Genomic DNA, 20934 nt, shown 5'->3' with positions numbered 1-20934 from the left:
GCACGTCCAAGGCGGTCGGGATGCCTAACCGATTTACAACAGCACGGGAGGCGCTCAGTAAGTTCGGTTTTCGCCCTCCGGCAACTCGATTGAGCGTTCTCGTGACTACATACAAGTATCGTTTGAGGAGTCACATCGGCGGACTGGCCGCCGACTTGGACGCAGAATTTCGCCCGCCGCAAGAAGCTCCGGAAAGCCACGTACAGATTCACCAAAGGATTCGACTCGAGCTACCTCGAACAGGGATCTACTGGAAAGATCTGGCATGGCTTGCGTTCGGGGCATCCCTGCACGCGATGGAACTTGCCGAGAGATACCCGAATGGACTCTCTATCACCATTCATTTTTTGCGATTCCCGTTGGCTGACTACAGAGCCGAAGTGGCGGCTCTGGCGATAGAGGGATGGATCAGGCAGGAACTTGGCCTACCAGAGGCAGGAGTTTACGCAGAATACTCCGCCGCAGACGGGACTTATTCGTTCCATTGGGGCGACGAGGCATCCCCTTTCGACGACTCGTGACCGGGCATCGACCAGAGGAGGCCGAGAATGCGAGTCAAGCCCTGGCGGCACGACCCCGGAGATTTCGAACGGGCGCCGCTTGGCACCCTGCGCGGAGCCGTCCGCGGCTTCCTCACCTTCACGTCCGGAAGGCGACCTCGCCCGCGGGAGGGACCATCCGCAGCCGAGCGTGACGCGAGTCACATTCAGCCGTGTCACATCCTTGCCGGGTCGTTCCGTCGGAGAGGTGTAACCATCGGCAACGGCACAGGAGCTCACCATGGACGCTCGCTTGAACCTCTTCGGTAACCCGGTCGCCACCCAGTTCCTCAAGCACCTCAACTCCGCGGGCAAGGTCATATCCGACTCGACCCTGCCCCATGCGACGCAGGAGTTGGTGAAGCTCCGCGCCAGCCAGATCAACGGCTGCGGATTCTGCACCGACATGCACTCCAAGGACGCCGCGCACGCCGGGGAGACCTCGGTGCGCCTCAATCTGGTCGCGGCCTGGCGTGAGGCCACCGTGTTCACCGACGCCGAGCGAGCCGCCCTGGAGCTGACCGAGCAGGGCACCCGCATCGCCGACGCGGCCGGTGGTGTCACCGACGAGGCGTGGGCGAACGCGGCCAAGCACTACGACGAGGAGCAACTCACCGCCCTGGTCTGCCTCATCTCCCTCATCAACACCTACAACCGCGCCAACGTGATCGTCCAGCAGCCCGCCGGCAGCTACCGGCCCGGCCAGTTCGGATGACGAGCAGCACCTGGCACGGACCGTCGCCCGGTGCCGTCCCGTACGCGCAGTAGCACCCGCCCCGGGCCGCCTTGTCGCGGCCCGGGGCGGACTTCGTCCAGGCCGGCGTCGGCGCACCCCGCACGTCCCTGACGCTGGGACGACCAATCGGTCGCTCTTGTTGACCGGCATTGAGTAGCGCGGCAATGACCGTCGCGGCTACCAAGGCGACTGCTGCCGGCGTCCCGGGCTGGGTAGATAAGGCATACAGAGAAGCTGACGGCACCGGGCGGGCCGTACGCGAGCCCGGCCGCCGCGACGGGGGCCTGATCCCGTCAATCCTTCGACCGGCGTCGGCTGACGGACAGCGCCTCCTCGGGCTACGCCGACCTCAAGTACCGGTGCTCGATCAGGAGGTGGAACCTTCGACACTTCGGAGATCGTCCGCTACCGATGACGGGTGTGTCACAGGTGGCGACTTGCCCGATTTTCTCGTTGCTGGCGGGAAAAGCCACGTGGCAGCATCCAGTGGTGAGTGACAACGGGGATGAGATATCGAGGCCTGACAGCCTTTCGAGGATTGCTGAGTTGGCCGAACTGGCCGAGCAGGCCGGGGAGTCCGGGCGGGTGGCATCGGCTGCGCCTCTCGAGCAGCCGAAAACGGCTGCGCCCGCGCCGGTGGTGGATGAGGTGGCGGCGGGTCGGCGTCGGTTTGCGCGTTTGCTGGGTGAGTTCCGGCGTGCGGCTGTGTTGGTGCCGTTCGATGCGCAGGGGAGTTTGTGGACGGCGGATTTCAACGGGGTGCGGTGGATCTGTGCGTTCTCCGATGAGGAGGCGTTGTCACGGTTCGCGCACGCTCAGCGGGACGTGGGGCGGGAGTGGGTGTTCCGGACGGTGCTGGGTGCGCGGTTGCTGGATGTGATGGTGCCGATGCTGCCGGGCCCGGCGGGTGTTGCGTTGGATGCGGGTAGCGAGGACGGCATGTTGTTTCCGCCGGTCGAGGGTGTGGTGCCCGAGGCGGCGGTGGTGGATCTCGGGGGGACGCGGTGAGTGGGGAGCAGCCGGATCTTGCGGCGCCGCCGTCGGCTTTGGTGGAGATCGCGAACGGTATCAATTTGGCGCATGCGGAGCTGAAGGAGCTCGGCATGATCGGGGAGGCGACGACGGGCCGGGGGTTTTCTGATCTGGCTTTGTCGGGGCTGGAGTTGGGGCATGGGGGTTTGACGTCGGAGTTCGAGACGTTCTGCAACCGGTGGGAGTGGGGCGTTCGGGCGCTGACCATGAAGGGCAATGTGGTTGCTCAGGCGTTGGGGCTGTCGGCGGGCTCGTTCGCGGAGCAGGAGCAGTACGTCAAGGACAGCATCAAGATCGGTGTGAACTCGCTCAACGGTAATCCGCATCTGTCGGAGGACGAGGTCAAGCAGATGCGCTGGGACACGATCCGTGACCAGCACGCGTGGGACAACGCCGACTGGAGCCGGGAGTCGTTCTCCGAGGCGCATGCCGAGGTGAAGCAGACGTGGGCCAACACCACCTATGACGTGATGGACGCGCAGAACGACGCGATGGAGCGGGCGGGGATCTTGGATCCGGCGGTGCGGGAGCGGTTGGACGCGCAGTTGCGTGAGGATCTGGACCCTGATCAGGCGACGGTCGATCAGGCTGAGCAGCCGCGGTGGGGGGAGAGTCGCTGATGGTGGACTGGGGCGGGCTGGTCGACAAGGGCGTCGACATCGTCGACGACGGGATCGACAAGGGCAAGGAACTGGTCGGCGAGGGCGTCGACTACGTGACCGACAAGGCCGGCGAAGGCCTGCGGCACTACGGCTACGACGGTGTGGCCGAGGCGGTCGAGGACTGGGGGGACGAGACCGCCTCGTCTCTCGGTGCGCAGGTGGGTGAGCAGCAGCTCGGTCAGACCGAGGAGGCGAACGAGCTGATTCATGGCCGGCCGGAGAAGATCGCCGAGTCGGTGAAGAACCTGCGGGACTTCCACAAGGCGTTCGACCTGGTCGGCGGCGGGTTGAAGAAGATGGACTCGGCCCACTGGAAGGGTGAGGCGGCCAATACCTTCCGGGAGAAGTTCGAGCCGCTTCCCACGGACTGGCTGCGCGCGGCGGACGCGTGCGAGGACGCGGCGAAGGCTTTGGAGACCTACTCCAAGGCGATCACCGGTGCGCAGGGCAAGGCGAAGGAGGCGATCGCCCTCTACAAGGAGGGTGAGAGCGACTCCAAGAAGGCGGTCGAGGCGTACAACAAGAAGGTCGACGCCTACAACGCGGCCCGCAACGGGGACGATCCGCTGCCGCATCCCGGCGAATACTCGGATCCGGGCGAGGCGAAGCGGGCCCGCGCGCAGGAGATCCTCGCCGATGCCCGCAAGGCCCGCAACGAGGCCGCCGAGGCTGCCAAGTCCGCGGTGACGGCGGCGATGGCGCATGCGCCGAAGGAACCGACGGGCCGGGACAAACTCAAGGCCGAGTTCACCGACTACGCCCTGGGCATGGGCGTGGAGTCCATGCACCTGGCCGGCGGCGTGGTCAAGGGAACAGCGGGCATCGTCAATTTCGTCCGCTCGGTCAACCCGCTGGACATGTACAACCTGACCCACCCGGCCGAGTACTGGAAAGGCGTCAACACCACACTGGCAGGCATCGCCTCCACCGCCGCCAACCCCGACCGGGCGCTGAAGAACGCCTGGGAAGCAGCCAAGGGCGACCCTTCCGAATTCATCGGCCGCCTCATCCCCGAAATCCTCGGCACCAAAGGCGCCGGCGCCGTCAAAGGCCTGGTCACCGCCGGGGCCAAGAACGCCGTCACCACGGGTGCGAAGACCGCGGCTCGCGAAGGTGTCGAAGACGCAGCGAAACCGTCCCGGACCCCGGACGCCGTCGAGAGCCGGGGCACGGACCCGATCGACCTTGCCACGGGCGTCATGTATCTGCCCCAGACGGACATCGTCCTGCCGGGCACACTGCCGCTGATCTTCCGCCGCCGAGTCGCCTCGGACTACCGCGCCGGCCGCTGGTTCGGTCCATCCTGGTCGTCGACCGCCGACCAGCGCCTCGAGATTGACTCCGAGGGCGTCGTCTTCCTCCGCGAGGACGGCCTGCTCCTTGCCTACCCGCACCCGGCCCCCGGTGTCCCCGTCATGCCCAGCCATGGCCCGCGCTGGCCGCTGGACCGTACGCCGGACGGTGACTACACGATCACCGACCCGGACACCGGACATACCTGGCACTTCACCACCCGCAGGGAGGACCAGGCACTCCTCACCCAGATCGACGACCGCAACGGCAACTGGATCACGTTCGAGTACGACGACGAGACCGGCGCACCGATCTCGATCGTCCACTGTGGCGGCTACCACCTGAAGCTCACCACCGCGGACGGCCGGGTCACCGCCCTGCACCTCGCCGGCGCCGCCCCGGACGGCTCCGACCAGGAGATCCTGCGCTACGGCTACACCGACGGCCATCTCACCGACGTCACCAACTCCTCCGGCCTGCCCCTCAGATTCGCGTACGACGGCCGAGGCCGGGTCACCTCATGGACGGACACCAACGGCAGCCGTTACGACTACACCTACGACGACCAGGATCGGTGCATCGCCGAATCCGGTGCCGCAGGCCACATGAGCCTTCGCCTTGACTACGACGACATCGATGCAGAGACCGGCCTGCGGGCCACGACCACCACCACCGCTGCCGGTGCCGTGAACCGGTTTGTCATCAACGACGCGCACCAGGTCGTCAAGGAGATCGACCCGCTCGGCGCGGTCACGCGCTACGAGCGCGACCGCTACAACCGCCTTCTGTCTCTGACGGACCCGCTCGGCCGGACCACACGCTTCGAATACGACGAGTCCGGGCACCCCACCACGGTAGTCCGCCCCGATAACCGCGAGGCGCAAGCCGAGTACAACGCGCTGGGATTGACCGTGCGCGTCACCAACCCGGACCGGACGACGGTCCGACATGCCTACGACGAACGCGGCAACCGCACCAGCGTGACCGCCCCGACCGGGGCCGTCACCCGCTACACCTACAACCATGCTGGGCACCTCACCGCCGTCACCGACGCACTCGGCAACACCACGCATGTACGCAGCAACGCGGCGGGTTTGCCGGTCGAGATCACAGACGCACTCAGTGCGGTAACCCGTATCGAACGCGACACCTTCGGCCGCCCCGTCACCCTCACCGACCCTCTCGGCGCAACGACCCGACTCGAGTGGACTCCGGAAGGAAAACTCGCCCGCCGCACCGAGGCGGACGGCACCCAGCAGTCCTGGACATACGACGGCGAAGGCAACTGTGTCACGCACACGGATGCCCTCGGCCAGGTGTCCCGCTTCGAGTACACGCACTTCGACCTGCTCAGCGCCCGTACCGGCCCTGACGGCGTGCGCTACGAGTTCACCCACGACGACGAGCTGCGGCTCACCCAGGTCCTCAACCCGCAAGGTCTCACCTGGGACTACGCGTACGACCCGGCCGGCCACCTCATATCCGAGACCGACTTCGACAACCGCGCCCTCATCTACGAACGCGACCCGGCAGGCCGCCTCGTCGCCCGCACCGACGCCCTCGGCCAGACGATCCGCTACGAGCGTGACGAGCTCGACCGCATCACCCGCAAGGACGCCGCAGGGAAGATCACGACCTTCGCCTACGACTTCTCCGACCAGCTCGCCGAAGCCGTCAACGCGGACGCCACCATCACGTATCTCCGCGACCGATACGGCCGTCTCGTCTCCGAAACCGTCAACGGCCGCACGGTGTCCTACACCTACGACGCCCTCGGCCGCCGAACCGGACGTACCACCCCCACCGGCGCCGTCAGCTCCTGGGCCTACGACGCCGCAGGCCGGCGGACCTCCCTCACCACGTCGGGCCGCACGATCGCCTTCGAGCACGACGCAGCAGGCCAGGAGATCGCCCGCCACATCGGCGACACCGTCTCCTTCACCAACCAGTACGACCCGCTCGGCCGCCTCACCAACCAACACGTCACCACCGGCGACCGCAGCATCCAACGCCGCGACTACACCTACCGCGACGACGGCAACCTCGTCGCCCTCACAGACCAGCTCACCGGCACCCGGACCTTCGACCTCGACCCCGTCGGCCGCGTCACCGCCGTCCACGCCGCGGGCTGGACCGAGCGCTACGCCTACGACGAAGCCGGCAACCAGACCGAAGCCGCCTGGCCCGCCACCCATCCCGGCCAGGAAGCCACCGGCACCCGCGAATACACCGGCACCACCATCACCCGTGCCGGCAACATCCGCTACGAACATGACGCCCTCGGCCGCATCACCCTCCGCCAGAAGACCCGGCTCTCCCGCAAGCCGGACACCTGGCGCTACGAATGGGACGCCGAAAACCGCATCCGTTCCGTCACCACCCCCGACGGGACGGTGTGGCATTACCACTACGACGCGCTCGGTCGTCGAACCGCGAAACAACGCCTCGCCGAGAATGGCACGGAGGTCGTTGAACAGACCACCTTCACTTGGGACGGCACGACCCTCTGCGAGGAAGTGGCGGAGAGTAACGTCATTCCACAACCGGTAGCTCTCACTTGGGACCACCACGGCCTGCACCCCGTTGCCCAAACTGAACGTCTACTCTCGCGCGGCTCCCCACAGGAAGCTTTTAACGAACGCTTCTTTTCCATCGCGACGGATCTCTCCGGAACTCCGAACGCGCTCATCGATGAGTCGGGGTCGCTGGCATGGCGCGCTCGTAGCACGCTGTGGGGAGCCTCCACGTGGGCTACCGCCAGCACGGCATACGTACCCCTCCGGTTCCCAGGCCAGTACTTTGATCGCGAAACTGGCCTCTACTATAATTTTCATCGATATTACGTTCCCGAGACTGCAAGGTTCGCATCGCCTGATCCCCTGGGGTTGGCGCCCGCACCGAACCCCGCAGCTTACGTCCACAACCCGTACTCCTGGGCGGACCCGAATGGGTTGTCACCCTGCCCGAACAATGTCGCGCTTGGAATACGAAAGTATGGCCTGCGCGAGTTCGCCGAAACCAATGGGTTTACTCACTACCTGGACAACTGGACCGATTTCGAGACGGACGTGCGCAATGCGGCACATAATCCTGACGTTCGCCTGCACATCGCCATGGACGGTTTCAAAAACGGTGAAACGCTAGCCGAGAAGCTTCTTTCCGCCTATCGGAACGGGGCGGGAGACAATTGGTTCGCCACGGAAAGAGAGATGTACCATGTAGGTAAAGCAGTGCGGGTGGGGGATAGATCGTGGGACAGCATCACGTTCTATGAAAACGGAAAGATCGTGGAGATTCCCGAGATGGTCTTCCCGCTACCGGAAGGATGACTTTGATGAGAATTTCCGCATGGGATCGAGAATTCCAGGTGTGGCAGTATTCGGTTAGCCATTCGGTGCTACTGCTACGGAGTGCGGATTCCGATCGATACGGATCGCGGGTGGATGTTTTCTTTCCTGCGGTCGAGCTCATGAAACTGCAACCCACTTACGAGTCTCTACGTATCGACATTGCCACGGCGGAAGACCAGACGAGAGTCCTTGGAGAGACACCGCCAAGCTTCTCCCATGGCTCTCTCTTCTTGATTAATGAAGGAGAGGGATACGTGTGGGCGGCAGATTGCCAGTGGCACGAGGACGGCGGTGATTACAGAACGCCGTCCCGGTTCGGCCCACTTCGGGGTACCGCCTGACTCCGTATGGTCCGAGCCTTTTGCGTGACTAATGGCCCGATCGCGGGATGAGTTGCAGTTGACATCGCAGCGTTCGGTCTCGGCACCACCAACGTTCTCTCTTCAAGGTGCGGCTCCGCCTCGGCAGTCTTGGCGACTTGCCGGGGCGTGCATCCCATGCGTCCGCCCAGCGCCGCGAGTAGGCGTTCGATGCGCAAGGTGTCTGACTCCCCGAGCAGCGAGGGATGTTCGGCCCGGGTACGCGACCGTAGATGGCCACGTCCGCCGCAAGTTGGTCCGCAACGATGTTCGCCACTCTTTTGGAGAGCATTCGTAACCGTGACCCAAGAACGCCGCGCACGCCGGGGAGACCTTGGTGCGCCCCAATCTGGTCGCGGTCAGTTCGGATGACGAGCAGCACCGGGCACGGACCGTCGCCCGGTGCCGTCCCGTACGCGCAGTAGCCCCCGCCCCGGGCCGCCTTGTCGCGGCCCGGGGCGGACTTCGTCCAGGCCGGCGTCGGCGCACCCCGGTACGCGAGGGGGATTTGTGCGGGTACGACCGGATCGGGGATCTCCCGGACCCGGTTTTTCAGGACCTCCTGGCGCCCGCTCCAAAAGCTTTAAGAACCAGGGAAAGAACCTTCCCCACCCCTACCTCACCCCCGCTCACTCGGACGGGTGACGCACCCCAACTCAACTGGCGCATATGCCATGACGCGGTGCAAGCTCAGCCTCGACAACAGAACACGACCGCAGAAATGCGGCGGCCCCCGGCCGGGACTGGCATCCCGATCGAGGGCCTCACCAACGAGGAAGAAGACCCTTCCCCATGGCTGTACCGCAGCTTAACGCGCCCCTGTGCGCGTCGCCGCCCGTTCCCACGGTCGGCATCCGGCACGTCGATCTGCCGCACAACGAACGCTTCGTCGTGGTCGGCAACCACCTCGCCCAGCACGACCGTCTCTCGCTGACGGCGATCGGGCTGGCCGTGCACATCCAGTCGCTGCGTACCGGGACCAGGATCTCGGTCAAGAAGCTCGCCGAGCGGTTCCCCGAGGGCGAGGACCGCATCGCGGACGCGCTCAACGAGCTGGAGCGGTACGGGTATCTGCGGCGTACGCGGGTGCGGTTGCCGTCCGGGCAGCTCATCACGACGACCGAGTCGTTCAACAACCCGCCCGCGATGCGGGTCCGCGCGCCGGGGCAGCCCGTGCCCGTCCCCCGACGGGAAGCGCCGCCGCCTTCCGTCGAGCCGCCGGTGCCGGACCCGGTCGCCGGACCGGAGGCCGTATCCTGCGGCAGCAGGACGGTCCACGGCACCGGCCGACGACCGAGCACCCGAGGCCGACGCCCCCGCGTCCCGTCCCCGCCGCGCTCCTCGCGGACCTGCGGCGGCACGATCCCCGGCTGCTGCTCTCGGAGCGGGACATCGGCCGCCTGGCCCCGGCCGTGGACGCCTGGCTCGAGCGCGGCGTCGCGCCCGACGCGGTACGGCGGACGCCGACGGCCGCGCTGCCCGCCGGGGAGCTGCACCGCCCTGCGGGTCTGCTCCGGTACCGGCTGACAGAACTGCTGCCGCCGCCGCTCCCGGCCGCCCCGCCCTCCGCCCCGCGCCCGGACCCGTTCCAGACGTGCGACACCTGCGACCTCGCGTTCCGCGCGCCCGAGCCGGGGCTGTGCAGCGCTTGCGCGACGGCCGCCGTCCTCATGGCGTCGTGACTGCTGCTCGACGCCTCGCGGCCAAGACGGTCACAGATACTGCGCGTACTCGTCCAGCGCCCGCAGGACCTCCGGCTCGGCCGCCGGCGGGAGTTGGAGGACGACCTCCTCCACGCCCAGCTCCGCGTAGTGCGCCAGCTTCCCCGCGGAGGGGCGGACCGCGTACGGGACGACCTGGAGGGTCTTCGGGTCGCGGCCCGCCGCCTCCCAGGCGGAGCGGAGCTGCGGCATCGTCTCCGTGAGGCCCCGGCCGCCGATGGGGAGCCAGCCGTCCGCGTACTCCGTGATGTGGGAGAAGAGCTTCGGGCCCGCCGCGCCGCCGACCAGGACGCGAGGGGCGCCGCCGGCCGGCTTGGGGAAGGCCGACGAGGGGCGGACCGAGCTGAATTCGCCCTTGTACGGGGTGGGTTCGGGCGCCCACAGCGCTCGCATCAGGCGCATCCGGTCCAGTGTGAGTTCGCGGCGTGTCGACCACTCGACCCCGTGGTCCGCCGCCTCCTCCTTGTTCCAGCCGAAGCCCACGCCCAGCGTGAAGCGGCCACCGGAGACATGGTCCAGGGACGCGATCTGCTTCGCCAGGTCGATCGGATCGTGCTGCGCGACCAGGGTGATGCCCGTGCCGAGGGCCAGCGTCGACGTCACCGCCGCCGCCTGCGCGAGCGCCACGAAGGGGTCGAGTGTGCGGCCGTACTCGCGGGGCAGCTCGCCACCCGCGGGGTAGCCGGTGGTCCGCTCCACCGGGATGTGGGTGTGCTCGGGGACGTAGAGGCCGGCGAAGCCCCGCTGCTCCAGCTCGCGGGCCAGCCGCACGGGGCTGATCGTCTCGTCGGTCAGGAAGATGGTGGTCGACATCCGCATGCGCCCAACGTATGCCGTACGGGCCCGCACCGTCTCCGGTCATGACGGCGTCGTCCGTCGAACCCCTTCCCTTGGCCGCTCGTTCACGGCTGAATACCAGGGTTCGACCACAAGGCCGCAACCGACGCACCGACCGCACCGACCGCACCGACCGCAAGCTGCATCACTCCTGTCCTTCTCGACACCCTGGGGAGCCGACGGCATGTGCAACGACGAAGCGAACGACGAAGTAGGAGCGGGACACGCAGGGCACGCAGGACATGCGGGACACGCGATGGCACGGCGCGGCCTGCTCGTGACCGGGGCCGCCGCCGCGCTCACGCTCGGGACCGTGAGCTTCGCGAGTGCCGCACCGCGCGACGGAGGCCGGCGGACAGAGGTCGTACGCGGCACGCTGCCACCCGGCTCCCCCGACTACGTGTACCTGCCGGTCGAAGTGCCGCGCGGGGTGCGGGAGATCCGCGTCTCCTACCGGTACGAGCGGCCGGCGCAGCCGGCCGGGACGGCGGGCAACGCGCTCGACATCGGCATCTTCGACGAGCGCGGCACCGCCCTCGGCGGTGACGGCTTCCGCGGCTGGTCGGGCGGCGCCCGGACGGAGTTCTTCATCCGGGCGGACGAGGCGACCCCCGGCTACGTCCCCGGCCCGGTCCGCCCCGGCACCTGGCACATCGCGCTGGGCCCGTACACCGTCGCGCCGCAGGGCCTCCCGTACGAGGTGACCGTCACGCTGACGTACGGCGAGCCGGCTCCGGCCCCCAAGGTGGCCTACCCGCCCGAGCGGGCCAAGGGTCGCGGGCGTGCCTGGTACCGCGGCGACTGCCACCTCCACTCCTGGTACTCGGACGGCAGGCGCACCCCCGCCGAGATCGCCGCCCTCGCCCGCGCCGCCGGGCTGGACTTCATCAACTCGTCCGAGCACAACACCCACTCCGCGCACGCCCACTGGGCGGCGGAGGCCGGGGACGACCTGCTGATCCTGCTCGGGGAGGAGGTCACGACCCGCAACGGGCACGTGGTGGCGCTCGGCACCGATCCGGGCACGTTCGTCGACTGGCGCTACCGCGCCCGCGACAACCGCTTCGGGCACTACGCCCGCGAGATCCGCCGGGCCGGCGGGCTGGTGGTGCCCGCCCATCCGCACGCCACCTGCATCGGCTGCAACTGGAAGTTCGGCTTCGGGGAGGCCGACGCGGTGGAGGTCTGGAACGGGCCCTACACGCCCGACGACGAGGTGTCGCTCGCCGACTGGGACAGCACGCTCGCGCTCGCCGCCCGCACCGGCAAGGGCTGGACCCCCGCCATGGGCAGCAGCGACGCGCACCGCGACCCGGACCCGGTCGGCACACCGCAGACCGTCGTCCTCGCCGACGACCTGACCCGCGAGGCGATCCTCGACGGGATCAAGGCCGGACGCAGTTATGTCGCGGAGTCCAAGGACGTCTCGCTCTCCTTCTCCGCGGCAGGCGGACGCGGCCGGCACGCGGGCATCGGCGAGCGGCTCCGCGTGGACGACAGGGATCCGGTGACGGTGCGGCTGGAGGTCGAGGGCGCGCCCGGCTGCACGGTTCGGTTCGTGACCGACCAGGGCGTGCTGCACTCGGCGGCGCTGCCCGCCTCGGGGACCGGGACGGTGGAGTGGCGCACGACCGCGCGGTACGCCACCTACGTACGCGCCGAGGTGCGCCACGCGCCCGTGATGCCGCCGATGCCGGGGGCGCTCGCCGCGTTCACCAACCCTGTTTTCCTGGGCGGTTGAGCCTGCGGTCCGGCGAAGTGATGTCCGGGCCGCCGGCGGTGCGGGCGGCCCGGCCCCCGACCCTATCGGCCGACCGGCCGACGGAAAAATGGAAGGTACTGCCGGGCGCCGGGCCATACGCTCCGGGCATGGGATCCCTTGTGCGCCACATCACCATCGACTCCTCCGACGCCTACCGCCTCGCGACCTTCTGGGCCGCGGTGCTGGATGCGAAGGTCTCCGACGAGGACGCTCCCGGCGACGCCGATGCGCTGGTCGAGTCGAAGAACGGCGCGCTGCTGTTCGTCACCGTCCCCGAGAAGAAGACCCTGAAGAACCGTGTCCACCTCGACATCGTGCCGGCGGAAGGCACCCGCGACGAGGAGGTGGAGCGTCTGCTGGCGCTCGGGGCGACGCTCGTCGCCGATCACCGTGTGCCGGACGGCCGGGGATGGGTGACGCTGGCGGACCCGGAGGGGAACGAGTTCTGCGTAGAGCGCGGCGCCGCCGAGCGTACGGCCTGACGGCCGGGACCCGTCACCGCCTGTGCAGTGCCCCGACGTAGACGCCGAGCAGGATCAGCGGTGCCCCCAGCAGCAGGCTCGCCGTCAGGGGCTCGTCGTCGAGCCACGCCGAGAGCAGGATGGTGACGAGGGGAAAGACGACGAAGATGTGCGCGGCTCTCGACGGTCCCCAGGCTCTGACCAGCATCAGGTAGAGCACGAACACCGCCACCGAGCCCGCCAGGACGACATACGCCACGGCCCACCACGTCGCCGCGCGCTCGGGGAGGATCCACGCGTCGCCGGCGGCGCGGGAGCCGGCGAAGAGGAGGACCGCGGCGGCCGTCATACCGACCGCGTTCATCGTGACCGGGTGGACCTTCGGCAGGCGGTGGATCAGGACCGTCGCCTCCGCGAAGGAGAGCACCGCGCCGAGCATCGCGAGGAACGAGAGCAGTGGGACGGAGCCCTGCAGCGGGTTCCGGGACACCACAGCGACGCCCGCGACGGCGAGTACCGTCCCCACGGCCGCCCGCGGCCGGAACGTCTCCTGGTGCTGGGCGACGGAGAGCAGCAGGGCGGCGAGCGGCACCAGCGCGAGGATCGTCTGGCCGAGACCGGCGTGGATGCGGACGAGGGCGTAGTACGCCAGGGCGAACGTGACGCCGAAGTTGAGCACGCCGAACAGCAGCGCTCCGGCCAGTGCCCGCCCGCGTGGCCACTGGAGCCGCATGACGGCCATGACGAGGAGCAGGACCGCGGCCGCGGCCCCGAAGCGCAGGGCGGCGCCCCACAGTGGATCCAGCTCGCGGTTGCTGAAGCGGACGCCGACGGCGTTGCCGCCGGCGAAGAGACAGCAGACGGAGAACGTGGCCACAGCGGCGCCGCTGCCAGAAGGTGCGCGCATGACCGCACCGTAGGACGGGCACGGCGTGAGCGGGGCGCCGACACTCCAGCCGGCGCCCCCGGGCCCTACCGCCGGTTCTTGCCCGCCGGGAAGAGCGGGGTCCAGGGCAGTGCCGTGCGCCAGGTGTCGCCGCCGCGCATCCAGTCGCCGATGACCTTGGCCACCGGCTCGGGCCCGATGACGTCCCCCTGCCACGGCACATGTGCCTCGAAGTGCAGGTGGTCGCCGCCCTCGCGGTACTCGACCCGGTAGCTGAAGTCGTCGTTCAGATACACCTGCATGAAGTGCTGGCCGACCGGCTCCCTGTCGGTCCGCTCGACGATCACGAACGGGTGCGAAAGGTTCATGTCGGCGAGCAGGTCGTGGACGGCCACCTCCGACGGGTCGTCGAGGGACCTCCCGCCCGCTTCGGTGGCTCGGATCAGCGGCTCGGTCATACGGCTGACTGTAGGGCCCGGGTCGGACAGCGGGGCCGGCCACCCGGTCGAACCGGGCCGCCGTCAAGGCCGGGCCGCCGACGGCCGGGGCCGCCGGTCAGGGGCCGGACAGCGGAAAGCCGGGCCTGCGGCGCGAGACGCGCGCCGCAGGCCCGGCAGAGGGACGTTCAGTCGGCCAGTTCCAGTGCCGGGGTCTCCTTGGTGAGGACCTCGCCGCGGAAGAACGCCGGGCTGCGGCGCTGCATGAGGAGCATCAGGAAGAAGCCGAGCACCAGCAGGCCGACTCCGATGACGAAGACAGAGCCCATGCCGAGGACGGAGGATCCGGAGCCGTAGGCCGGGTCCCACATGTCGTAGAGGGTCTTGCCGAAGACCGCGGTGAGCATCAGGCCGCCGACGCCGGGGAGGATGCCCTTGACCAGCAGGTTGCCGGTCGAGCGGGTCAGTTCCTTGCGGAAGAACCAGACGCAGGCGAAGGCCGTGATCGAGTAGTAGAAGCAGATCATCAGGCCGAGCGCGTAGATCGTGTCGACGAGGACGTTCTCGCTGACGAGGCTCATCACCGTGTAGAAGACGCCGGTCGCGACGCCCGCGGCGACCGTGGCGAGCCCGGGGGTCTTGAAGCGGGGGTGGACCTTCGCGAACGCCGGCGGCATGGCGTCGTACGCACTCATCGCGAGGGCGGTGCGGGCGACCGGGATGAAGGTGGTCTGGAGGCTGGCCGCGGCGGATGCGAGGACCGCGACGAAGAGCAGGATGCCCAGACCGGAGCCCATGATCGGGTCGGCCAGCACGGCGAACACGTTGTCCGAGGTCTCCGGGTTGCCGAGGCCGGTGCCCTTCTCACCGATGCCGGCGTACATCTGCACGGCGATGGCGACCATCAGGTACGAGGCGACGATGACGACCATGGCGAGCATGGCGGAGCGGCCCGGGGTGCGGGCGCTGCCGACGCTCTCCTCGTTGATGGACAGGCAGGCGTCCCAGCCCCAGTAGATGAAGATCGAGAGGGAGAGCCCGGCGGTGAAGGCGGAGAAGGACTCGATGCCGAACGGGTTCATCCAGGACAGTGAGAAGTCCAGGGAGCCGGCGACCTCGCCGGACTTGGCGATCGCCATGGCCGCGAAGATCACGATGACGGTGAGCTGGAGGCCGACCAGGGCGTACTGGACCCACTTGGTCGCGGTGATGCCCCGGTAGCTGATGGCCGTCGCGACGGCGATGAAGCCCAGGGTGGTGAGGATGTGGACGGCCTTGTTGCCGTCGAGGGCGGCTACGTCGGCACTGCCCGTGATCTCTCCGGCGGTGAGCCAGAAGAAGGACGTGGCCACGCCGGCGAGGTTGGAGAGGACCACGACGGTGGCCACCAGCAGTCCCCAGCCGCACATCCAGCCGATCTTGGGACCGAAGGCCTTCACCGACCAGGTGAAGGAGGTGCCGCAGTCGGGGACCGCCTTGTTGAGCTCCCGGTAGGCGAAGGCGACGAGCAGCATCGGCAGGAAGCCGGCCAGGAAGATGGCGGGCATCTGGAGGCCGACCTCGCCGACGGTCGGTCCGAGTGTCGAGGTCAGGCAGTAGACGGGGGCAACCGTCGAGACGCCGATGACAGCTCCACCCATGAGGCCGACGGAGTTCCCGCCCAGGCCCTTGGTGCGGACACCCCCGTCGGGGGCGCTCCGTACCGTGTCTCCGGCCTGTGGCCGCGCATCCAGCTGAGTCATGGAGAGGACGTTAAGTGCTGCGGTTTCCACATCCGGATGATCGAAGTCCGGATGGGCGGAGATCCACGACGCTCGATTCCAAGGTCAAGGCAGACACTTCCCAGGCATTCGCAAGACACTCAGCGGTTACCAGCGGTACATCACAAGGCTCCAGCGCCACTCTTCCGACATGCGAGAACCGCAGCGTCACCCGTTTTGTCCGGTTTCAAATTTTCCCGTGCGTTTTTCGGGCCCGGCGCCGGTCCAGTGACCGCAAGGGATTTCGGCCACCCGCCACCCGCCGTCAGCCCGGCCACACCACCGACTGGAGCTCGCTGTACGCATCCAGCGCGTACGAGCCGACGTCCCGGCCCACCCCGCTCCGCTTGAAGCCGCCGAACGGCGCCTCCATGTTCCGGCCGACGGTGTTCACCCCGACGCCGCCCGCCCGCAGCCGGCCCGCCACCCGGAAGGCCCGGGCGACATCGCCCGACCAGACGTAGTCGATCAGGCCGTACTCGCCGTCGTCGGCGAGCGCGACGCCCTCCTCCTCGTCGTCGAACGGGATCACCACGACCACCGGCCCGAAGATCTCCTCGCGCACGACGCGCATGTCCTTCGTGCAGTCGGCGAAGAGCGTGGGGGCCACGTAGAAGCCCTTCTCGAAGGCGGGCCGCCCGCCGCCGGCCACCAGACGCGCACCTTCCTTCCTGCCCAGCTCGACATACGACTCCACCCGGTCGCGGTGCGCCGCCGAGATGACCGGTCCGACGACCGTGACCGGATCGCGGGGGTCTCCGACGCGCAGGGCACGCGCCAAGCCGGCCAGCCCCTCCACCAGCCGGTCGTACACACCGCGCTGCGCGATCACCCGCGTCGGCGCCGTGCATATCTGACCGCTGTAGAAGGAGAACGTCGTACCGATCCCGCGCACCGCGGAACCGATGTCCGCGTCGTCGAAGACAAGGGCCGCGCCCTTGCCGCCCAGCTCCATCAGCTGGCGCTTCATCCCCCGGCCGCAGACCTCGGCGATGCGCTGCCCGACCCCCGTGGAGCCGGTGAAACTGACCATGTCGACGTCCTCGCAGTCGACGGCCGCCTCGCCGACGGCCGGCGCGGAACCGGTGACGACGTTCACCGTGCCGGGCGGGGCGCCCGCCTCCTCGAGGGCCGCCGCCATCCGGTAGACGGACAACGGATCCTGCGGAGCGGGTTTCACCACGACCGTGTTGCCCATGGCGAGCGCCGGCGCGACCTTGCCGGCCGGATTCGCCCACGGATTGTTGTACGAGGTGATGCAGGTGACCACGCCGACCGGACGGCGTACGGCGACAGCGCCGAGCACGCCCCCCTTGCCCATCGGGCCCGCGGCGCTGATCTGCGGCGGCAGGGCCCGCTCGACCGGCTCCAGCGCGCCCTTGGCGTACCGGGCGAACCGCGCAGCCGCCACCGCCACCTGCATCCCGCGTGCCGTGGCCGTCGTCGCGCCGCTCTCGGCACGGGCGAGCTCCGTGTGCGCCTCCCGGTCCCGCAGGACCAGGTCGGCCGCCCGGTCCAGGACTGCCGCGCGCTCCTCGGGCCGCGTACGGGACCAGGTGGTGAAGGCCTCGCGGGCGGCGGCGGCCGCGGCGTGGACCTGGGCGCGGCTCGCCTCGGGCGCCAGGCCGACGACCTCCTCCGTCGCCGGGTCGATCACCTCGTAGTGACCGTCGTCCGGCTCGACCCACTGTCCGCCGATGAACAGCCGCTGCCCGGCCCGCTCCGGTGCCGTCACCGGGTCGACACCGTCCTCGTGTCACGGCCGGAACGGAGCACCCTGCCCGGGACGGCGCCGGTGACCTGGTCGTTCCGTATCGTCTCGACGCCGTTGACCCGCACGGACACGATCCCGACGGCCTTCGCGTCCAGGCGCGGGCTGTCGCCGGGCAGGTCGTGCACGAGCGTCGCCGGGCCGGCGTCGATGCGTTCCGGGTCGAACAGGACGAGGTCCGCGTGGTGGCCCTCGACGATGCGGCCGCGGTCGCGCAGACCGAAGAGACGGGCCGGATCGTCGGTCAGCATCTTCACCGCCTCCTCCAGCCCGACCAGCTTCCGGCCCCGCAGGCAGTCCCCGAGGAACCGGGTCGTGTACGGGGCGCCGCACATCCGGTCCAGGTGCGCTCCCGCGTCCGAGCCGCCGAGCAGCACGTCCTCGTGCTGCCAGGTCTCCGCGCGCAGAGCCCACGAGTCCGGGTCGTTGTCGCTGGGCATGGGCCAAAGGACCGTACGGAGATCGTCGTTGGCGCAGATCTCGACCAGGCACTGGAACGGGTCCTGGCCGCGTTCCGCGGCGATGTCCCGGACGACGCGGCCGGTGAGGCCCTCGTTCTCCCGGGTGTACGTGTCCCCGATGACGTACCGGCCGAAGTGGGCCAGCCGGCGGAAGACACCGGCCTCCGGGGAGTCCGCGCGGCGCAGCATCCCGGCCCGGACGGCCGGGTCACGCAGTTTCGCGATGCGCCGCGGCACGGGCAGGGACAGGATCTCGCCCCAGCCGGGGATCAGGTTCAGCGCGCAGAACGTCCCCAGCGACATGTTCATCGGCGTCAGGATCGGCATGGTCAGCGCGACGACGCGGCCACCGGCCTTACGGGCACGCTCGGACGGGACCAGCTGGCGGGGGACGCGGTCGGGGACGGAGGCGTCGATGGTGAGGACGTTCCAGTTCAGCGGCCTTCCGGCGGCGGCGCTCATCTCCACGAGAAGGTCGATCTCCTCGTCCCCGAACCGGTCGAGGCACCCGGCGACGATCGCCTCGAGCTGGGTGCCCTCGTGCTCTCCCACCGCCCTGGAGAGGGCGAGCAGTTCGTGCGGCAGGGCGTGACGGGACGCGACGGGCCTGCCGTCACCGTCGGAGTGCGTCGACGACTGGGTGGTGGACAGGCCCCAGGCGCCGGCCTCCATGGCGTCATGGAGGAGGGCCAGCATCTGCTCGAGCTGCGCCGGGGTCGGCTGCCCGCCGATCGCGTCGGGGCCCATCACGTGCCGGCGGAGCGCGCAGTGGCCCACCATGAAGCCGGCGTTGACCGCTGTGCGGCCTTCGAGGGCGTCCAGGTACTCGCCGAACGTGTGCCAGTTCCAGGGGGCGCCCTGCTCGAGCGCGACGAGGGACATGCCCTCGACCTTGGACATCATCCGCCGCGTGTAGTCGGCGTCCTGCGGGCGGTCCGGGTTGAGCGGCGCCAGCGTGAAGCCGCAGTTGCCGCCGGCGACGGTCGTGACGCCGTGGTTGAGGGACGGGGTGGCGTACGGGTCCCAGAACAACTGGGCGTCGTAGTGGGTGTGCGGGTCGACGAAGCCGGGGGCGAGGACGAGGCCGGTGGCGTCCTCGACGGTCCTCGCGGAGGGGGTTCCTGTGCCGGTGCTCGTGGCGGAGCCCGGCTCTGTGACGACGGCTATCCGGCCGTCGTCGCCGATGCCGACGTCGGCGGCGTAGGCGGGGGCGCCGGTGCCGTCGACGACGGTCGCGTTGCGGATGAGGTGGGCGAGCATGGCGTCCCCTTCTGCACGGGGTCGTTGGTGGGTCGGGGGGGTTGTGCGGTGTGGCCCGGCCGGGGGGTGCGGCGGCCGGCCGCGGCCACGCGCGCCGCCCCGACCGGGCCGCGACGGGCGACGGTCCGGGAAGACGCCGCCCGTGCGTGTGGGGTGGGGCGGGCGGGTGGCCGCTGCGCGGGGCCGTTGCCCTCCCCGCCCCTTCCCGCTGTACCGATGTGCGGCTCCGCCGCGTGGGGGCCCACCCGGACCCGTACCGCGCTCCGCGCGGTGCCCTCGAACGCCGGACGGGCCGACTTTGTCAGCCCCGCCCGAGATCGAGGCACGGGGGTCCGGTGGGGGTCCCCCCACGCCGCCAGGCGTAGGGGGAGGAGCCCCCGGTCATGCCCCCGTCACCTCCCCGCCGACTCCCGGAAGCGTGTCGTCCGGTGGATCGGGTCCGTGTCGATCTGGGGGATCACGTGCTCGCCGATCAGGCGGATCGTCGTCATCGTGTCCTCGTAGGACACTCCGATCGGCAGGCCGAACGACAGCTGGTCCGCCCCCGCCTGCTCCCACCGCTTGCACTGCCGCAGCACCTCACCCGGGTCGCCGCAGATCATGAGTTCCTCCGCTATCAGCAGCTCGATGATCTCCGCGGTGTACTCCGGCAGCAGTTCCGGCCACTCGGGGACGCCCTCGGGACGCGGGAAGGTGTCGTGGTAGCGGAACAGCAGCGACTGGAGGTAGTTGAGACCGCCGGACACCGCGATCTCGACCGCGCGTTCGTGCGTCTCCGCACAGATCGCCGTCGACGTCACCATCACGTTGTCGTTGACGAACGCGCCGACCGCCTTCGCCTCCTTCACGGCCGACTTGTACGAGTCGAGGACCCATTCCATGTCGGAGACCTTCTGGACGCTGAAGCCCAGCACGCCGAGGCCCTTCTTGCCGGCCATGGCGTACGAGGACGGTGATCCGGCCGCGTACCACATCGGCGGGTGGGCGGGTCCGTACGGCTTGGGGAGGACCTTCCGGGGCGGCAGGGACCAGTGTTCGCCCTGGAAGCCCACGTACTCGTCCTGGAGCCACATCTTGGGGAACTCGGCGATCGTCTCCTCCCAGATCTCCTTGGTGTGGTTCATGTCGGTGATGCCCGGCATGAATCCGAGGATCTCGTGGGACCCGGCGCCGCGTCCCGAGCCGAACTCGAAGCGGCCCTGTGACAGGTGGTCAAGCATCGCGACCTTCTCCGCGACCTTGACCGGGTGGTTGACCGGGGCCAGGGGGTTGAAGATGCCGGAGCCGAGATGGATGCGCTCGGTCGCGTGGGCGAGGTAGCCGAGGAAGACGTCGTTGGCCGACAGGTGCGAGTACTCCTCCAGGAAGTGGTGCTCGGAGGCCCAGGCGTACTTGAACCCGGACCTGTCCGCCTGGATGACGTACTCGGTCTCCTCCATCAGCGCCTTGTGCTCGGCGAGCGGGTCGGTCTCGGCGCGCTTGCCGAGGTATCCCTGAACAAAGAGGCCGAATTCCAAGGGGGTTCACCGCCTATCGTTTCTGACGCACCGTCAGATCTGGATGGTCCGACTGTTCCACCGGGTGCCTGCGCAGTCAAGAGAGCCGGG

The 20934-nt window shown here is 69.0% G+C and carries 15 protein-coding genes; 8 read left to right on the top strand and 7 right to left on the bottom strand.

Annotated features, from left to right (window positions below; translation table 11 throughout):
* Positions 1–101: 101 nt before the first annotated feature.
* The 6 genes from ACIPJI_RS16690 to ACIPJI_RS16665 all read left to right on the top strand — a co-directional run bounded on the left by ACIPJI_RS16690 (position 102) and on the right by ACIPJI_RS16665 (position 9498).
* Positions 102–521: a hypothetical protein gene (locus tag ACIPJI_RS16690; RefSeq protein ID WP_402246939.1), complete on the top strand. Its 420-nt coding sequence runs from the start codon at positions 102–104 to the stop codon at positions 519–521.
* Positions 522–780: 259 nt separating this feature from the next.
* Positions 781–1254, top strand: a complete 474-nt coding sequence (locus ACIPJI_RS16685; protein ID WP_307706928.1) for a carboxymuconolactone decarboxylase family protein — start codon at positions 781–783, stop codon at positions 1252–1254.
* Between the two features lie 567 nt (positions 1255–1821).
* A complete protein-coding gene (locus ACIPJI_RS16680; RefSeq protein ID WP_402246936.1) occupies positions 1822–2283 on the top strand; it encodes an SseB family protein in 462 nt (153 codons plus the stop codon).
* Entirely contained in the window at positions 2280–2927 is a 648-nt protein-coding gene (locus tag ACIPJI_RS16675) for a hypothetical protein (protein WP_402246934.1), read from the top strand. Before ACIPJI_RS16680 ends, ACIPJI_RS16675 begins: the two co-directional genes overlap by 4 nt.
* Positions 2927–7591 carry a putative T7SS-secreted protein gene (locus ACIPJI_RS16670; protein ID WP_402246932.1) on the top strand — a complete coding sequence of 1555 codons (4665 nt, stop codon included), beginning with the start codon at positions 2927–2929 and terminating at the stop codon, positions 7589–7591. Before ACIPJI_RS16675 ends, ACIPJI_RS16670 begins: the two co-directional genes overlap by 1 nt.
* A 1172-nt stretch (positions 7592–8763) precedes the next feature.
* The gene (locus ACIPJI_RS16665; RefSeq protein WP_402246930.1) at positions 8764–9498 is read left to right on the top strand and encodes a helix-turn-helix domain-containing protein; all 735 of its coding nucleotides are present in this window, start codon (positions 8764–8766) and stop codon (positions 9496–9498) included.
* Between the two features lie 185 nt (positions 9499–9683).
* On the opposite strand, the gene ACIPJI_RS16660 is transcribed toward ACIPJI_RS16665, so the two are convergent.
* Positions 9684–10511 carry an LLM class F420-dependent oxidoreductase gene (locus tag ACIPJI_RS16660; protein WP_356618581.1) on the bottom strand — a complete coding sequence of 276 codons (828 nt, stop codon included), beginning with the start codon at positions 10509–10511 and terminating at the stop codon, positions 9684–9686.
* Positions 10512–10785: 274 nt separating this feature from the next.
* On the opposite strand from ACIPJI_RS16660, the gene ACIPJI_RS16655 reads away from it, so the two are divergent.
* Both ACIPJI_RS16655 and ACIPJI_RS16650 read left to right on the top strand, forming a co-directional pair.
* Complete coding sequence (locus tag ACIPJI_RS16655) at positions 10786–12270, top strand: CehA/McbA family metallohydrolase (RefSeq protein WP_402247171.1); 1485 nt, start codon at positions 10786–10788, stop codon at positions 12268–12270.
* Between the two features lie 128 nt (positions 12271–12398).
* Positions 12399–12773 carry a VOC family protein gene (locus ACIPJI_RS16650; protein WP_307706935.1) on the top strand — a complete coding sequence of 125 codons (375 nt, stop codon included), beginning with the start codon at positions 12399–12401 and terminating at the stop codon, positions 12771–12773.
* Between the two features lie 13 nt (positions 12774–12786).
* Here ACIPJI_RS16650 and ACIPJI_RS16645 read toward each other — a convergent pair whose 3' ends face one another.
* The 6 genes from ACIPJI_RS16645 to ACIPJI_RS16620 all read right to left on the bottom strand — a co-directional run bounded on the left by ACIPJI_RS16645 (position 12787) and on the right by ACIPJI_RS16620 (position 20844).
* The gene (locus tag ACIPJI_RS16645; RefSeq protein ID WP_356618584.1) at positions 12787–13659 is read right to left on the bottom strand and encodes an EamA family transporter; all 873 of its coding nucleotides are present in this window, start codon (positions 13657–13659) and stop codon (positions 12787–12789) included.
* Between the two features lie 65 nt (positions 13660–13724).
* Positions 13725–14096 (bottom strand): hypothetical protein, encoded by a 372-nt coding sequence (locus ACIPJI_RS16640; protein WP_402246928.1) that lies wholly within the window; start codon positions 14094–14096, stop codon positions 13725–13727.
* Positions 14097–14263: 167 nt separating this feature from the next.
* Positions 14264–15817: an APC family permease gene (locus tag ACIPJI_RS16635; protein WP_356618588.1), complete on the bottom strand. Its 1554-nt coding sequence runs from the start codon at positions 15815–15817 to the stop codon at positions 14264–14266.
* A 283-nt stretch (positions 15818–16100) separates the two neighbouring features.
* Positions 16101–17570, bottom strand: coding sequence for an aldehyde dehydrogenase family protein (locus ACIPJI_RS16630; protein WP_402246926.1), 1470 nt, complete (start codon positions 17568–17570; stop codon positions 16101–16103).
* Complete coding sequence (locus ACIPJI_RS16625; RefSeq protein ID WP_402246924.1) at positions 17567–19327, bottom strand: amidohydrolase family protein; 1761 nt, start codon at positions 19325–19327, stop codon at positions 17567–17569. Before ACIPJI_RS16625 ends, ACIPJI_RS16630 begins: the two co-directional genes overlap by 4 nt.
* 392 nt (positions 19328–19719) lie before the next feature.
* A complete protein-coding gene (locus tag ACIPJI_RS16620; protein ID WP_307706941.1) occupies positions 19720–20844 on the bottom strand; it encodes an LLM class flavin-dependent oxidoreductase in 1125 nt (374 codons plus the stop codon).
* Positions 20845–20934: the final 90 nt, after the last annotated feature.

It is taken from the genome of Streptomyces sp. NPDC086835, from assembly GCF_044745705.1.
GTDB lineage: Bacteria > Actinomycetota > Actinomycetes > Streptomycetales > Streptomycetaceae > Streptomyces.
The sequence above is the reverse complement of the archived record's forward strand: the minus strand, read 5'-3'. Positions and strand labels throughout refer to the sequence as shown.

Coding starts and splice junctions, on each gene's coding strand:
- ACIPJI_RS16685 (WP_307706928.1), top strand. CDS start 781: ATGGACGCTCGCTTGAACCTCTTCGGTAACCCGGTCGCCACCCAGTTC.
- ACIPJI_RS16670 (WP_402246932.1), top strand. CDS start 2,927: ATGGTGGACTGGGGCGGGCTGGTCGACAAGGGCGTCGACATCGTCGAC.
- ACIPJI_RS16665 (WP_402246930.1), top strand. CDS start 8,764: ATGGCTGTACCGCAGCTTAACGCGCCCCTGTGCGCGTCGCCGCCCGTT.
- ACIPJI_RS16660 (WP_356618581.1), bottom strand. CDS start 10,511: ATGCGGATGTCGACCACCATCTTCCTGACCGACGAGACGATCAGCCCC.
- ACIPJI_RS16655 (WP_402247171.1), top strand. CDS start 10,786: ATGGCACGGCGCGGCCTGCTCGTGACCGGGGCCGCCGCCGCGCTCACG.
- ACIPJI_RS16650 (WP_307706935.1), top strand. CDS start 12,399: ATGGGATCCCTTGTGCGCCACATCACCATCGACTCCTCCGACGCCTAC.
- ACIPJI_RS16645 (WP_356618584.1), bottom strand. CDS start 13,659: ATGCGCGCACCTTCTGGCAGCGGCGCCGCTGTGGCCACGTTCTCCGTC.
- ACIPJI_RS16640 (WP_402246928.1), bottom strand. CDS start 14,096: ATGACCGAGCCGCTGATCCGAGCCACCGAAGCGGGCGGGAGGTCCCTC.
- ACIPJI_RS16635 (WP_356618588.1), bottom strand. CDS start 15,817: ATGACTCAGCTGGATGCGCGGCCACAGGCCGGAGACACGGTACGGAGC.
- ACIPJI_RS16625 (WP_402246924.1), bottom strand. CDS start 19,327: ATGCTCGCCCACCTCATCCGCAACGCGACCGTCGTCGACGGCACCGGC.